This is a genomic window from Paenibacillus pedocola, from assembly GCF_031599675.1.
Lineage (GTDB): Bacteria > Bacillota > Bacilli > Paenibacillales > Paenibacillaceae > Paenibacillus_AQ > Paenibacillus_AQ pedocola.
This window is the reverse complement of record NZ_CP134223.1, coordinates 1,802,804-1,818,269: the sequence shown is the minus strand read 5'-3', so window position 1 is coordinate 1,818,269 and position 15,466 is coordinate 1,802,804. Positions and strand designations below refer to the sequence as shown.

The window sequence follows — 15,466 nt, the reverse complement described above, 5'->3', positions numbered from 1 at the left end:
TGTCTTTGTTTTGTTTACGCTTTCATTGTATCTATTTTATGAAAGCGTTTAATTGGACGGAATTACCCTTTGGGATTGGACATTTTTAAACTGCTGCCCTGCTTCCTCATTTCACCCGGAGCGATGCCGTAATGCTTCTTGAATACCCGGTAAAAATAGCCCACATCCTCGTATCCGGACAGCTCTGCCACCGTCTTGATCGGAATGCTCTCCTCCGCCAGCCACGCCTTCGCCTTCTCCATGCGCAGATGCAGGATATAATCCGTGACATTGCAGCCATATTCCAGCTTAAAGACCTTGCTTAAATATTCCTTGCTGACAAAAAAGGCTCTCGCCAGCGCTTCCAGCGTCACCGCTTCGGCAAAATGGGCGTCGATGTACTGCCGGACCTCGTCCAGATTCAGCTTGTTCTTGAACTTCCGCTGGCCGATCAGCTGCTCAAGTCCCGCCGTATAAAGTCCCTTGAGAAAAGCAATCATGCTGCTGCCGGACTGCAGCACCTCCTGCGGAAGCTCCGTTACCAGTCCGTCGTCCTCCAGCCCGTTGCCGTGCATCAGCTCCTTCAGCAGCAGCAGCATTTCACCAGCCGCCTGCCGGAGGGCTCCCGGTTTGCCGGCCCCTGCCTGTTCCAATTCCTTACCAACGGCATCAAGAACTGAGCTTACCCCTTCGCTGTTCAGCTCGTTGAAATGTACCTTCATCACCTGCTTGTGCTGTGCCAGCGAGAAGGATACACCCAGGTCCAGAGCGTAATCCCCCGGTATACTGAATGCTTCTTCCAGCTCCTTGACGCATTTGCGCAGCACAGCATTCAATTCCGCCGGGTCGATCGGCTTCAGCAGATAATCCATTGCCCCGTAGCGGATTGCGCTCTGCGCATATTTGAAATCGTCATATCCGCTGATCACGATCACTTTGATCTCAGGGAACCGTGCATGCAGCTCATTCATCAGCATTACGCCGTCCGTACCGGGCATGCGCATATCGGTAATAATAATCTGCGCTGTCAGCTCGCTTACAAGCCGCAGCGCCTCCTGGCCGTCCTCTGCTTCGCCGGCTATTTCCAGCCCAAGGGCCTCCCAGGCTCCGAACGTCCGCACAATATCACGGTTCCAGCTCTCATCATCCACCAGCAGCACTTTATGCATGATCCATCACCTTCCTCTCTAAGGGAATTGTTACCGTCACTGTTGTTCCTTCTCCGGGACTGCTCTCCACGCGGATTCCGTACAGCTCGCCGTAATGCATATGAATCCGCGAAGCCACGTTGCTGAGCCCGATCCGCTCCCCGTGCGTCCACAGCCCGCCGCTTCGCAGCTGGAGCCTTCCCTTCAGTTCCGACAGCTTGTCCGGCGGCATCCCTATCCCGTTATCACGGATCATAATAACCGTGTTCTGTCCCTCACGCTTTACCAGGACCTCCAGCTTCCAGGGTCCAGTCTTCTGTTCCAGGCCGTGAAAAAAAGCATTCTCCACAATCGGCTGCAGGCTCAGCTTCGGGATCAGGCTGCCGGCCGTGTCCTCATCCACCGTGATGCTGTAATCAAGCCGGGCGGCAAAACGCTGCTGCTGAATCTGCATATAGTTATTCAGATGATTCAGCTCTGCCTGCAGCGGTGCCAGGTCCTCTGGCTCGCGGATGATGTAGCGGAACATGTCACTGAGTGATCTCAGTACACCATAGCTCTCCGCCGGGCTGTTCTTAAACAGCATGCTGCCGATCATCTGCAGTGTATTCTGCAGAAAATGCGGGTTGATCTGCGCCTGTAGCGCTTTGAGCTCGGCACTCTTTTTCTCCAGACTGATCACATACTCCGTGCGGATATGCTCGCGGATGCGGTGCGACATCTGGTACAGCTTCGTCTCCAGGAAGCCTATCTCGTCCATCCGGCTGCTGAATTTCATCTCCCGCTCCTTCATCATACCGAAGCCCTGGATCGACCGGGTCAGACTGACAATCGGCGTTGCCACCCGCCAGGCCAGTAGCACCGCAAGCAGGATGGCTAATGCCACGGACACCGCCCCGACAATCAGCCCGAAATTCATCGTCGCCAGCGCACTTTCATTGATCGAGCTGTTCGGAATCACGGTGACCAGCTTAAGGCCAACCGGATCTATCGTATTGTAGAACACATATCCATGGTCACTGCGGAAATATCCCTGAGTCTCCTGCGTGCCGGCTACGCGGCTCAGTGTATCGTTGGACGGGCTGTCTCCCCAGGGCTGATAAAGCACCTCACCGTCCGCACCGGCAATGAATACCGTATGGTCGCTGCCGCGGCCCAGCAGATTCAGGGTCTGATCGAGTACCCCCCAGCGGATGCCTAGCGAGATGCCGCCAAGCTTTTCCTGATTCTCAAACCGGTTAATGCTCCGCACGAGCTGGAACTTGCTGTCATCGCGGCTGTCCGAAGTAATCATGAAATCCTTATCCTGGTCAAACAGCAGCTTGTATGGGGCCGGGATAGCGCCTGGTGATTCGATATCACTTTGCGAGGCATTGATTGTGAACAGCTTGTCATACTCTTTCAAGTACAGCTCCACCCCGATCACATGGTTGCCTGCGGAGTAGAACAGATTGGTCAGAGTGTCTATAATATTTTTCTGCGCGGCAAATTGGCTGGACAGGGATGGCTCCTCGGCGTTTGCAAGATAATCGCTCAGGTGCGGGCTGATCAGCACGGTATAAATCAGATTGTTAAGCTGGGCGAACTGGTCTCCGAGATAGATTCCGGTCCATTTCATATTGGAGAGATTCGTGCTGATGACCTCTGCCTCCATCGACCTGCGGCTGTTCTCTGCGGCCAGGCCGGTGATGGTGACGATCGGTACTACTGCAAGAATAATCATCGTCAGCATCAGCTTATTGCGGATACTTCGCCGGAAAGGCTCTATCAGTTTCATCATCCATTTCGTGAACATCGCTCTAGTTAACCTCCCGGTTTCAGTATTCATAGTCTGCCCATCGCAGAATGGATTCATATTAGCAAAAAACTAACGCCCCGGATAGCGGACGTTAGTTCAGAAATGTTGTGCCTTCTATGGGCCGAGCACGATCGTATGGAAGGATTCCGGCTCCAGCTCAAAAGCATACTCTGCAGAGCCGCTGTCCAAGTGCAGCATACGTTTTTCCTTGTAGGGATTGGCCAGTACCAGCGTTACCCCGCCGTCCGGTGTGCGGAAGGCCACCGAATGTCCGCTCCAGGGTCCCTTAAGTCCCACCCGCACCGAACCCGGCGCAGCGAAGCGGGAGAAATGCTGCATCACATAATATTCCGGATTGATGATGGCAGTGTTATGCCCGGGATCAATGGTCAGCATCGAGTTCTGCTCCCAGCCCCAGGTGCTCCGTCCCTTCGGGGCAAGCGCCATGTTCCAGTAGATATAGGCATTCACGCCATTCGTAAAATAATGCTGGTACAGACCAAATACATATTTGGCATAAAACCAAGTATTCTCCCCGTCCCCGCATTCATTTTCGGTCTGCATGTACCGCAGCTCGGGATAGCTCTGGGCGGTCCGCTGGATCGCATGCTTGCCTGCCCACTGATAACCGACCCCCTTAACATACTTGTAAGCTTCCGGATCACCGAGCACAACACCGGCAAAAGCGTCATGGTCGCTGGACTTATGCTTTAGCCATTCATCCCAGGGCTCCGGCGCATTGATGGTGCCCAGCCAGATTTCTGTGTCCAATCCATGGTCTTCAAAGGCAGGACCCAGATAGTCACGGATGAACTCGCGCAGCTGCTCTCCGGTCCAGACACATGAAGGAAACTTCTGGTCGGCCACTACTTCATTCTGCACATGCACCTGATGAATGGTGATCCCTTCTTCCTTATAAGCCTGCACGAACTTGACGAAGTACAGCGCATAAGCCGCAAGATTCTCTGGTTCCCAGCGCAGCGTACCGTAGTTGTAGGCCTTAGGGTATTTCATCCAGGTTGGCGGACTCCAAGGCGAAGCGAACAGCTTCAGCTCCGGGTTCAGCGCCAGCGCTTCACGGATATAGGGGATTATAAACTTCCGGTCACGCTCAATGGAGAAATGCTCCATCGCATAATCGCCGTCGGTCTCATTATGGCTGTACCATTCCAGCGCATAATCACTGGCGCCGATCGGCAGCCGGCAGATGCTGAAGCGCTGCTCTCCCTCCGGGTGGAACAGCGCGCGCATCACCCTGGCCCGTTCCTCCTCCGGCAAAGTCAGCAGCGCTTCGTACCCCAGCTCATTGAAACAGCCGCCGAAGCCTTCCAGTATCTGATGCTGGTCGGCGGTGATTGAAAGATTGGGCTTATTGGCCTTGGCAGGGCCATCGGACTTATCAGATCCGTTCGGCTCAGGAGCTTCCTGCTCCACCCATGCTGCCTGTTCTGTACTTGCGAACCATCGATGCTGTGTATTTGTCATCTGTTTATTTTCACTCCTTACGGTAATAGGGTTCACAGTTCTTCTCATGCAGCAGATATAGCCTGCACCGGAATGTTTGCGCTTACATTATATCTCTAATGTGCTGGAGATGGATTGGACAATCCGGCAGCCGGGGATTGGATTATTTTAATCTTGCCGGATGAAACGAACGGCGTTATGCTCACGTACAAAGACAATTGGAAATATTATGAATTCATTACTTATGAAAAGAGGTCAAATTATGTTTCATTCCCGGCATTTCAGCATTCACCCGTTGGCTGAAGGTATTTATGCACTGATAGCCACGGAACAGGGCGGGGCCATGAGCAATGCAGGCATCATGGATATGGGCGGATTTACGCTGATCTTCGATACTTTTAACACTCCCCAGGCCGGCAAAGACCTGCGCGAAGCGGCGCTGCACCTCTTTGACCAGCCTATCGGTTATGTCATCAACAGCCACTGGCATGGGGACCATGTCCGCGGCAATCAGTTTTTCACCGGCGAAACGATTGTATCTTCCAGCAGAGCCCGGGAGCTGATGCAGGAAACACAGCCCCAGTGGCTGACCCGGATGACGCCGCTGCTGCCGAAACTGGAAGCGGACATTGCCGAAGCCGCCGACAAGCTATCTTCTGAGCCTGAGCAGGAGAAGCGGCTGCGGCTGGCTAGTGAACATAACTACCTCCTGGAAATCCGGGAATCGATAGAGACACTCGCCGTCACCTATCCGGAGCTTACCTATGAACATCAGCTGACCCTCCATGGCTCCAAAAGAAGTGTCCGGCTGCTGTCCCTTGGGCGGGCACACACGGAATGCGATTCGATTCTCTACTCCCCTGCTGATTCCCTCGTCTTCGCCGGAGATGTTATCGCCATCCGGAATCATCCGCTGTTCACAGACGGAGATCCGCACAGCTGGCTGAACGCACTGGACGCGCTGGAGAAGTTAGGAGCTAAGCAGATTGTACCAGGACATGGTCCCGTAGGCGATGCTGGCAGCATCAAATATATGCAGGAATACATAAGGGATTTGTTGGCTGTCAGTCAACAATATAGAGGGCTGGAGCCGAAGCCGGACGCCGCGGGCATTCCGGTGCCGGAAGCTTACCGGGACTGGAACGCCACTGGCGTATATTACCGCAATCTGGAGTTTCTGCTGAACAGGTCATTCTAAAGACAGCCAAGACAGCCCTCTGGGCACCATGGAGAGAAAAAACTACAGAGCAGCGTTTCTCCGGTTATCAGAGAAATGCTGCTCTGTGTGTTGTGGGCACTGCTGCTTGCGATCAGCAGTGCCTGCGGGTGAAGCATGATATATGTCCCGAGAAGCTTAGTATAGGATCGAGCTCAACTATATGCCGATATAGATTTTAGAATTGGGTGATAACGATGATTTTAGCCCGAAACAAGGAAATCTAATGTATGAAATACAATAGAAGAAGATTCACCTCAGGATATTGAACCTTTCTATTGCAGTAAATACAATGACTCCAATAGCCGCTTAGCCATCACATGGAGTTAACTGCTGCAAGCTCAGCCTATATCAAACTTCTGTTCCTGAAGGCTAATACTCATTCCTGACCAGCCAGTGCGTTCAATTCCCGCAGATCCTCTGCCAGGTTCTCCTCGGTATACTTGCCTTGACCGAAGCCGATCAGTGCCCGCAGCGGCATATATTTCATCATGGCAAGGAACATTTCCGGATTGTCCTCCATTGCGCTCTCCAGGCCGAAGATGCTGCTGTAGTGCTTCGCTTTGTCTGCGGTCAGCGGATTTGCCAGCAGGTCGCCTACCGTGGTATTCCGGTGGAATTTCGCGGCAAGCCGTACCGTCGATCTTACTTCCAGCGGAGCGGTGAGGCGGATATCGCGCGAAGACGCACCAACCAGAAGGTTAAACACTCCGCTCTCCACATGCCAATCGCCCAGCTGTACATTGTAATAGGCGAACGAGCGCTTGTTCAGCGTAAAGGAAACCTCGCGTGCCTCACCCGGCTGCAGTTCGATTTTTGCAAAACCCTTCAGCTCCTGGAGCGGACGGATGACGCTGCTCTCCACATCGCTGACATAGAGCTGCACCGTTTCTTTGCCGGGTCTGCTGCCGGTGTTCTTAACGGTAACCGTAACCTGTACCGTATCCGTATCCTCGATGCTGCTCTTATCCAGCAACAAATTGCTGTACTCGAATTCAGTGTAGCTTAGCCCGAAGCCGAACGGGAACAGCGGCTCAATTTCTTTTTTATCGTAATAACGGTAGCCGACAAACAGCCCTTCCTTGTACTCCACCTTATCCCCTTCGCCGGGGAAGTTCAGAAACGAAGGATTGTCGCTCAGCTTCTGCGGGAAAGTCTCCGCCAGCTTGCCGCTGGGGCTTACTGCACCGAAGAGCAGATCGGCAACCGCGCCGCCAAAAGCCTGTCCGCCCAGATAGCCTTCCAGCACCGCTTTGGTCTGCGGAAGCCACGGCATTTCCACCGGTGAACCATTGCTCAGCACAACGGTGATGTTGTCCTGCACTTCAGCTACCGCCTCGATCAGCGCCTTATGGCTGGCCGGAAGCGACAGATGGCTGCGGTCATAGCCTTCGGATTCATAACGGTCAGGCAATCCAAGGAACAGCACTGCCGTATCCGCCTTTGCCGCTGTATCCCGGGCTTCCTGCAGCATGCTCTCGTTGACGTCATCGCTGGCCAGCTCGTATCCCTGCGCATACAGGAAGCTCACAGCATCTCCGGCAACGGCCTGCATCTCCGCAAAGGCATCATCCAGCTTCGTCGGATTGACATGTGAGCTGCCGCCGCCCTGATAAAGCGGCTTCTTGGCGAATTCGCCGATAATGGCGATGGTACCGGACTTGGCAAGCGGCAGCACATGGTCCGCATTCTTCAGCAGTACCATGCTCTCCCGTGCCACCTCACGCGCCAGTGCATGATGCTCTTCAGCATCAAAGGCTGCATCCTTCCGGCGGCCTTCCACGCTTTTGAAAATAAAGCTCAGCAACCGTTCCACTGCCTTATCCAATGTCTCCATGGACAGCTCGCCGCTGTTCACCGCGTTTACGATTTTGGCATCGCCGATCCCGCCGCTTGACGGCATTTCCAGCTCCAGCCCGGCCTGCAGCGCCTTCACCCGCTCATTCACCGCACCCCAGTCTGACACGACAAAGCCTTCAAATCCCCATTCATCGCGAAGCACCTTAGTCAGCAGCGTTTCACTCTCTGATGCGTACTCACCGTTGACCTGATTGTAGGAACACATTACACTCCAGGGCTGACTCTGCTTCACGGTCCCTTCAAAGCTGGCCAGATAAATTTCACGGAGGGTCCGCTCGTCAATAACGGCATCAACAGACATTCTGCGGTGCTCCTGGTTATTCGCGGCAAAATGCTTGAGCGAAGTCCCTACGCCCTGGCTCTGCACACCCGCCACATGGCTTGCCGCCATCTCCGAGGCCAAAAACGGGTCTTCCGAAAAGTATTCAAAATTCCGTCCGTTCAGCGGCGAACGTTTAATATTGTTACCCGGACCCAGCAGCACGGCAACATTCTCCGCCTGACATTCCGCACCCAGCGCTTGCCCTACCCGGCCGATCAGCTCACGGTCCCAGGAGGAAGCGAGTCCGGCGGCTGAAGGGAAACAGGTAGCCGGCACGCTGTCGTGCAGCCCCAGATGATCCGCACTGCTCTGCTGCTTGCGCAGGCCATGCGGTCCGTCGGTTACCATGAGCGACGGAATACCGAGCCGCTCAATCCCTTTCGTATGCCAAAAATCCAATCCGGAGCATAGTCCTGCTTTTTCTTCGAGTGTCATCTGTGAAATAAGGTGTTGAATGTCCGTTGTCATCAAGGAATCCTCCCTAAGATAGCGTTTTCTTTTTTTCATTCTAACCTACTTCCCCCTGCATTTATGGCATTCTGATTGGATTTTTGGTATTTTAATTGGATAAGAAGGAGGGGGCTGGCATGCTAAACCACTTGAAAGAAGCCGATGGTATTCCTTATATATGCAGGCTGTTGTATGAGGCTTACCGGATACAGGTAGTCTGGCTGGACGATGATGACAGTATCCTCCTGATGCTGCCTGCGCTTGCTGAAGGCCGTCCAGCCGATCCGGGCAGCTGGGGTCTGCTGGAGGAAGTTATGGATTATGTCCGCAGCAGCAGTATACCCCAAAGTACTGAGGCCCACAGTCCCCTTCCGCTAGTGCACACCACCGGCTTTTTGGAGAATTGTATATTGCTCCGCCTCCCCGCTGAGGAAGCACACTCCGGCGGAACGATCATGCTCGGCCCTTCACTGTCTGCTCCCATAACCGAGGAGATGGCTGCCAGCCTGCTCCGCGACTATAATCTTCCGCACAGTCAACTGGAAAGCTGGCTTCGATATTACCGCAGCCTGCCTGTACTGAACCGGATGAGATGGTATCATGCTGCACTGCTGCTGTACACGCTTATCACCGGGCAGGCGCTGTCTGTTACGGAGCTGCTGCTGGCTTCACCCAACCCGGAGCCGGCTGTGCATCCGGGTGACGGGCCGGATCTGGACCTTTCTTACCGGCGCGAGAACGTCTGGCTGCACCATGACCCGATGCTGGAGCGGGAAATGTTCCGCCATATTGCCATCGGGGATAAAGCGGGACTGCTGCGGACCCAGGCAGCTTTTTCCGATGAGAGCTTCGGTCTACTGTCCAAGAAGAGCCAGCTGCGCAGCAAAAAAAATCTGGCCGTCTCCTCCATTACCCTGGCAACACGCGCAGCGATTGAGGGCGGCCTGTTCTGGGAAATCGCCTACACCCTAAGCGACTTCCATATCCAGCACATCGAGGAGCTAAAGGATATTCCGGCTGTAGACCGGGCTCAGACCGCCGCCCTGTGTGATTTCGCCGACCATGTGCGCGACAACCGCAGATCGAAGCTGTCCCGCACCTCCGCCCTGTGCCAGAATTACATTTTCAACCATTTGTACGAGGACATTTCCTTGAGCAGGCTAGCTGAGATTGCCGGACTGAATGCCAGTTATCTTTCTCAATTGTTCAAAAAAGAAACCGGACTTGCCGTAAGCGACTATATCCAGCGGGAGCGGATTGAGGAAGCCAAACGCCTGATGGAGCTGCCAGGCATCACCCTGTCAGATATCGCTACCCGGCTGCATTTTAACGATCAGAGCTATTTCACCAAGGTGTTCAAGAAATACACAGGGAAGACGCCAAGGCAGTACAGGCAGGAAAAGGGTAATCTTCTGTAGACAACTTGAAAATTATGGTATGATTATTATGAGATTTCCTCACACTATTTCCTAAAAGGAGCGATACCTACTTGGGCATAGGCATTATTTTTATTGGTGTGGTTGCGTATATCATTGTGCAGGCTATTGTACGTGATAATGGAAGGGGCCGCGGAAGAAATCGGTACGGGGGCAAAAGCGACTCTGCCGACAATTATTTCTATACAGGTGCGAACCCGAATTTCTTCACTGGTGACGACAATCGTAATGATGATCACAGCAAAAACAGCGGACATCACGGACATCATGGACATCACAGTCATAACCACGGCGGAAGCAGTTGGAGCGGCGGACATGATCACGGGCATGGCGGGCATGGAGGCTGGGACAGCGGCGGTGGAGATTCCGGCGGCGGTGGCGGAGATTCTGGCGGTGGCGGCGGCGGCGGGGATTAACCCTGGCAGTAGCTAACCTCTCAGGCTGCACTCTAAACGGTCGGTTGTTTACAATGAGCTTGTCCATAAGTTCCTAAACTTTAGGCCTTGACTTTCTATCCGAACAAAATGTTAAGATAAATATATCAGTGTGTAGCGATGACGCATGACCATCTGAACCGGGTCTTGCGTTTTTTTTGTGCGATGTTGTGAAATATCATGTACAAGAACGTCTTCCATCTGAAATCAAGTTTTGGAGATGACAAGCATGCTGCAAGAAACAAGATTACCCAGAAACAAACAGGAGGGTCTTCTCTTCCTATTGATTGTTTCGCTCATTTCAGTTAACACTATTGCTCCCATTATTGTAGGTCTGGAACGCGGCTTCAGTACAGAGGTTTATTTAGATACGCTGCAGATCCTTCCGGTCTTGTGGATTATTGTAGTGTTGTTAGTTAAGTGCGTTGCCGGGCCGATTGTCGGCATGCTTCTGCCAAAGTTCGTAGGGCAGACAGATGGATTTAATGCCAGAGTGTTATTCAATATTGTTCTAAATGTAATGGTATTATCCCTCTTACTATCCATTATCGGAACTTGGGTGGGTACGAAGCAAATAAGCTTGGAACCCTTCAAAAACTTTCTTCGCATCTGGCCTAGAAATTTCGGTGTAGCGTTCTGGATTGAAATGATAATTGCACAGCCGATAGCACGATTGGCAATGAAGCTGCTGCATGCCAAGCAGGCTAAGCGCGCCGAAAGCATCAATTAACTTCCGCACTATAACACACCCGCCAGGCCGAATTCCACGCAGCTTGGCGGGTTTACTATTTTGGACATGAATTTATTCCTTAATCCAGCCGCCATGAAACATACATTCATACACTTTCATGCCGCCCGCCCGGATTTCTTCAACACCGCTGAACCAGCCAAAATCCCCGTTCACAGTGCAGGTGTAGGTGAAATGTCCATCACTATAATGCTCTGGCCCACGAAATGGTTGATCAGCCGGCACATGCAGCAAAGCCTCTTTCAGGAAATCACCACTGAATCCTCCAGCGGTAACACGGCCCGCATAATTCATGGCCCATAGCGGCTTGTCATTCTCCCACAACGCTTCTTCTCCGGCAAACTTTTCTGACCCAAGATAAGTATCGATGTACTGAAAATTCCCGCGTGTAAACGCCAGATCATGGGATGACGGACGGGACGGGGACAGCTCCGGACCCTCTCCTGCATAAGTTGCTTTCTTAGCCTCCAGCAAAAAATCTATCAATTCTTCCATCCCTACCATCTCCCCGGAATTATTAGTCACCCCTCTATTTTAGAACATATGTTCTTGGATAAATATGACTTTTGTCCCTGATGCTATGGCTAGATTGACGTCCATATTCTCCAAGATATTCCCTTATATTCCCGGTTACTTCTGCTCTTCCTGTTGTTTGTACGACTTCATTGTCAGTCCTACCCGCCTGATCTTGACGTCAACTTTGGGAACAACTTCAATCTGAACGAATTCCTTCTGCCATTCAGACTTCATCCGCTCATAATCCTTCGGATACTTTCGGTGAACGAGATCCGCGAAGTCGACGATGTCCGTCTTCAACTTCTTGATGGCTTGCCATGATTCTATGATCATCTTCTCCACTTCCTTCTCCAGCTGTTGTTCCATCTCATCCTCCGCGTTTAGCTTCTCGAAGTCAATCGGACAATTCGTCTCCAAAAGCTCGCCTTCTCCTTTCACTCGCACTTCGATCGTGATACGGTTACCGAATTTCCGCGGGGTTAACTGGGTATTGCTGTGAAGAAACTGAAAGGTCGAATCCGGCTCTCGCACTCCTCTTGCGCACGAAAATGGAATCACTGCCTTATGGATCTCGTTGCGAATAAAACCTGTGCCGAATGCCTCTTTTTGCGATAGCCAACCAACCAGCTTGTCCTGGCTGAGTACGGCCAATCTTCTGAGCTTGATCTTCGAGCTCAGCTCGGTTTTACTTAACTCGTCCGCCGTTGTCACAGGGGGCGATCCCGAGATGATAATTTCAGGAAGCACCGCGCTTTTAGTGGTTCCCAGCAAAGACAATCCCAGCTTGAACATGTTCACATTAGGAAGGATCGATAACTCGCTTGATTCTCCCATGATCATATCTTCGATACCTTCTCCGGGCAAAACTTCAAGCTGAATCAACTGGTTCAAAATCCGGCGCGACTCCCCTTCGGTAATAAACACGCTGACTGTTTCACGAGAGTCTAAATTGCGGAGGTAAACGTCCAGAAGCTGCGATAGTCCATGATTGGCCGCCGCTTCGCTTATGATAATAGATCGTGTATGAGAGAAGAACAGCTTCCTCGAGCTTTCTAACTGACTTCGCGATACAGCATCCTTTATCGTCGTACCTTGCGTCGAATAGACGGCGATCGGAAGCTTCCCCCCTCCTGCCGACGATGTGGAAGAGATGACCGCAGGGATAACTACCTGATAGGAGAAGAGCCACTTACCGTCTTTGTAATCGACCGCCGTTGCCGACGTGAATGCTAGCCTGTCCAACTCCACGCTATCCCAACAGCCCGTAAGCAACACACCGGTGACAGCGATACACAATATGAGTCGTGTCACACGTAAGGGTCTGGAACCGATTTGCACGTCCTATAACCTCCTATTCGTTCGAGCCTGGATTCGGATCATTCCCGCGACCCGGGCGATGTGGTGTCTGAGGCCCTTGACCCCTTCCTTGTCTTGTCCGATTACTGCCTGAAGACATGGAAATAGGGCGAGTTCTCATGGTCCAACGTGGAGCACGCAAGATGTCCTTCCAGTTTGACCAAATGAACGGAGAAAACGGCGTCAGGTAAGCAATGCCGAATGATCGCAAGCTCGCCAAGTGAATGAGCAACGTCATCAGTCCGCACAGTATGCCGAACAGACCGAACATAGCTGCGAGCAGCATCATTACGAAGCGGAGCAATCGGATGGCGTTGGACATATTAATTGACGGAATAACAAAGTTGGCGAGGGCCGTGAAGGAAACAACGATTACGAGCGCTGCAGATACTATGCCCGCTTGCACGGCCGCTTGCCCGAGCACAAGTGCGCCGACGATCGAGATCGCGGGTCCGATGGCCCGTGGCATTCGAACACCTGCTTCCCGCAGTACCTCGAAAGTGATCTCCATGAGAAGCGCTTCAATAATCGCCGGAAAAGGTACTCCTTCGCGCTGCGCGGTCAGGCTGATCAAAAGAGGCGGCGGCAGCATCTCCTGATGGAAGGTCGTTATCGCTATGAATAGTGACGGGAATAACAGTGAGACGAAAAACGCGATATTTCGGATGATACGCAGGAACGTGGCGACATCGTACCGCTGGTAATAATCTTCACTCGACTGAAAAAACTGACCAAACGTTACCGGAGCGATTAAGGCGAAAGGCGACCCGTCCACCACAACCGCAAATTGCCCCTCGAGAAGGCTTCCGACAACGGCATCAGGACGCTCAGTGCTCAGCATTGTCGGGAACGGCGTAAAAGTGGCGTCTTGAATATATTCCTCGATATATCCACTATCCAGGATGCTGTCCGTATCAATACGCTCCAACCGCGTGAGGGCTTCTTCCAGGATACTTTCTTTCGCAATTCCTTTCATGTGCAGGACTGCGACTCGCGTCATCGTCTGCTTACCGATCTGCAGGAACTCAATTCGAAGCAGCGGTGATTTTATTCGGCGGCGTATCAATGACAAGTTGGTATCTATACTTTCCGTGAAGCTCTCTTTCGGTCCCCGGACGACAGTCTGCGTAGAAGGTTCTTCAACGCCGCGCTTTTCGCCGCCGGAAGAACTGGCCGATAACGCGGATGCACAACCCTGCAACAAAATGACAGTGTTACCGTCGAGAAGCTGCGCGAGGGCGACGTCCAAGGATTGCACTTCTTCGATACGTCCTACGGACAAAGCCTTATTTTTCAACAGTTCTAACCAGTCTAAAGGCGATAAGTTTGAATCCGAACCAATTTCCGCCAGTATTGGATGTACAATCATCTGATTAACCGTTTGTTGGTCCACCAGATGATCGACATAGATGATCGCCCCTTCCATACCAGAAGCCCGATCGGAGATACTGCGCACGACGATATCGGAGCTGGCACCAAGATTATCTTTTAGCCATTTAAGATTAGCCGAAAATTGCGCAGTGATCGGCTGTTTCGTCTTGCTCGCGTCCGCGGGTGTCGCTTTCGTGTCTTTAGGTCCTTTGTTCATATTTTTCGTCTCCAGATTAGGATCATAATTGTTCTCATCCTTTAGCGATCGTTAAGACCGTCCATTCTTTTTGGCACGCATGCTTCTCCTAATGAGCATTACCAATAGAAGCACCAAGGGGATATAGAACTGATAAATTGGAAAATGGTACTTCACGTCGAATGAGAATCCGATTCTAATATGCTGCATGTAACTCCGGAATAAAAGGGAAGCGATAAGCAATAAGACTCCGATGCTAACGACGATGTACCGCTGACCGGACTTGACCATGCGTTTCCCGACAAGAACCGCTCCTAAGAAGTAAGCCGTCATTTTGATAAAGACACCCGCAAAGAACACCGCCCCAACGAAGGGATCGAGCCGTTCCAGATACGATTCAATTCTCACCTGGCTCATCAACTCTATAAAGGGAGTGATACTCATCTCCGATATCGGCCCTAAAGAAGCGATAATAATCAAGTTCATCAACGAAATGAATAAACCTGTAACCATGTACCATAGGACGGTTGTCGGAAACACCTTCTTTTGCGGCGCGACGAATTTCCAGAACATCAAGAAAAGCACCATCTCTCCGAACGGAAACGACACCACCCCAAAAGCAGCATCGATCACCTTGGGAAGTCCGTTTTCGAGAACGGGCTCTATCCGGTGCAGATCGATAAATCCGAGCGTGTAGACCAAAATGAAGAACCCTACATAAATCAATAAAATAATTGGAGCGAGGATTTGTGTAATTCTGCTGAACACCTCTAGTCCATGCCATACGGCATAACCGGCGATGAGTAATAACATACTGATTACTATCCATAATGGAGTCGTTTGGAGGAAATACAAGGAGACTAGATCTCCAAGTTCCCGCACGTTCCTCACTGATTGATAGACGAAGTAGACAAAATACACTGCGCCGATGACATAGCCGATCGTTTTGCCGAAATACGCATTGCTAATCTCCACCAAATCCTTATCCGGCTCAAGACGATGGATTAGAAGGATTAGCATCAGAAGCAATAAACCAAGCACCAAGGCGATAAGAATGGAAATCCAAGCATCTGTCCCTGCCTCTTTGCCGAGGAGATACAAAGGAGAGCTGCCGATCTGAAACACGATGATGAGCGCCGCCATTTGAGATTGCGAGATTCTCTCCATTCTTC

The 15,466-nt window shown here is 51.9% G+C and carries 12 protein-coding genes; 4 read left to right on the top strand and 8 right to left on the bottom strand.

The genetic code is table 11. The features are described 5' to 3' along the window. Positions 1-62: 62 nt before the first annotated feature. The 3 genes from QU597_RS07825 to QU597_RS07815 all read right to left on the bottom strand — a co-directional run bounded on the left by QU597_RS07825 (position 63) and on the right by QU597_RS07815 (position 4,410). A complete protein-coding gene (locus QU597_RS07825; protein WP_310832132.1) occupies positions 63-1,148 on the bottom strand; it encodes a response regulator transcription factor in 1,086 nt (361 codons plus the stop codon). Further along, on the bottom strand, positions 1,141-2,922 hold the full coding sequence (locus QU597_RS07820) for a sensor histidine kinase (RefSeq protein ID WP_310832131.1): 1,782 nt from the start codon (positions 2,920-2,922) through the stop codon (positions 1,141-1,143). The genes QU597_RS07825 and QU597_RS07820 overlap by 8 nt, the downstream gene beginning before the upstream one ends. A 117-nt stretch (positions 2,923-3,039) precedes the next feature. Further along, a complete protein-coding gene (locus QU597_RS07815) occupies positions 3,040-4,410 on the bottom strand; it encodes a glycoside hydrolase family 30 protein (protein WP_310832130.1) in 1,371 nt (456 codons plus the stop codon). 241 nt (positions 4,411-4,651) lie between these two features. Between QU597_RS07815 and QU597_RS07810 the strand changes: the two genes are divergently transcribed. Then, positions 4,652-5,587 carry an MBL fold metallo-hydrolase gene (locus QU597_RS07810; protein WP_310832129.1) on the top strand — a complete coding sequence of 312 codons (936 nt, stop codon included), beginning with the start codon at positions 4,652-4,654 and terminating at the stop codon, positions 5,585-5,587. A 397-nt stretch (positions 5,588-5,984) separates the two neighbouring features. On the opposite strand, the gene QU597_RS07805 is transcribed toward QU597_RS07810, so the two are convergent. Further along, positions 5,985-8,255 carry a glycoside hydrolase family 3 C-terminal domain-containing protein gene (locus tag QU597_RS07805; protein WP_310832128.1) on the bottom strand — a complete coding sequence of 757 codons (2,271 nt, stop codon included), beginning with the start codon at positions 8,253-8,255 and terminating at the stop codon, positions 5,985-5,987. A 119-nt stretch (positions 8,256-8,374) separates the two neighbouring features. Here QU597_RS07805 and QU597_RS07800 point away from each other — a divergent pair, with 119 nt between their 5' ends. The 3 genes from QU597_RS07800 (at position 8,375) to QU597_RS07790 (ending at position 10,837) form a co-directional block, all read left to right on the top strand. Then, a complete protein-coding gene (locus tag QU597_RS07800; RefSeq protein WP_310832127.1) occupies positions 8,375-9,655 on the top strand; it encodes a helix-turn-helix domain-containing protein in 1,281 nt (426 codons plus the stop codon). A 71-nt stretch (positions 9,656-9,726) separates the two neighbouring features. Continuing rightward, positions 9,727-10,089 carry a hypothetical protein gene (locus QU597_RS07795; protein ID WP_310832126.1) on the top strand — a complete coding sequence of 121 codons (363 nt, stop codon included), beginning with the start codon at positions 9,727-9,729 and terminating at the stop codon, positions 10,087-10,089. A 247-nt stretch (positions 10,090-10,336) separates the two neighbouring features. Further along, positions 10,337-10,837 (top strand): hypothetical protein, encoded by a 501-nt coding sequence (locus QU597_RS07790; RefSeq protein ID WP_310832125.1) that lies wholly within the window; start codon positions 10,337-10,339, stop codon positions 10,835-10,837. 72 nt (positions 10,838-10,909) lie between these two features. Here QU597_RS07790 and QU597_RS07785 read toward each other — a convergent pair whose 3' ends face one another. The 4 genes from QU597_RS07785 to QU597_RS07770 all read right to left on the bottom strand — a co-directional run bounded on the left by QU597_RS07785 (position 10,910) and on the right by QU597_RS07770 (position 15,461). Then, positions 10,910-11,350: a DUF5680 domain-containing protein gene (locus QU597_RS07785; RefSeq protein ID WP_310832124.1), complete on the bottom strand. Its 441-nt coding sequence runs from the start codon at positions 11,348-11,350 to the stop codon at positions 10,910-10,912. 135 nt (positions 11,351-11,485) lie between these two features. Beyond that, positions 11,486-12,682, bottom strand: coding sequence for a Ger(x)C family spore germination protein (locus QU597_RS07780; protein WP_369698848.1), 1,197 nt, complete (start codon positions 12,680-12,682; stop codon positions 11,486-11,488). A 40-nt stretch (positions 12,683-12,722) separates the two neighbouring features. Next, the gene (locus QU597_RS07775; protein WP_310832123.1) at positions 12,723-14,315 is read right to left on the bottom strand and encodes a spore germination protein; all 1,593 of its coding nucleotides are present in this window, start codon (positions 14,313-14,315) and stop codon (positions 12,723-12,725) included. A gap of 51 nt (positions 14,316-14,366) precedes the next feature. Then, on the bottom strand, positions 14,367-15,461 hold the full coding sequence (locus QU597_RS07770) for a GerAB/ArcD/ProY family transporter (protein WP_310832122.1): 1,095 nt from the start codon (positions 15,459-15,461) through the stop codon (positions 14,367-14,369). Between the last annotated feature and the right edge of the window lie 5 nt (positions 15,462-15,466).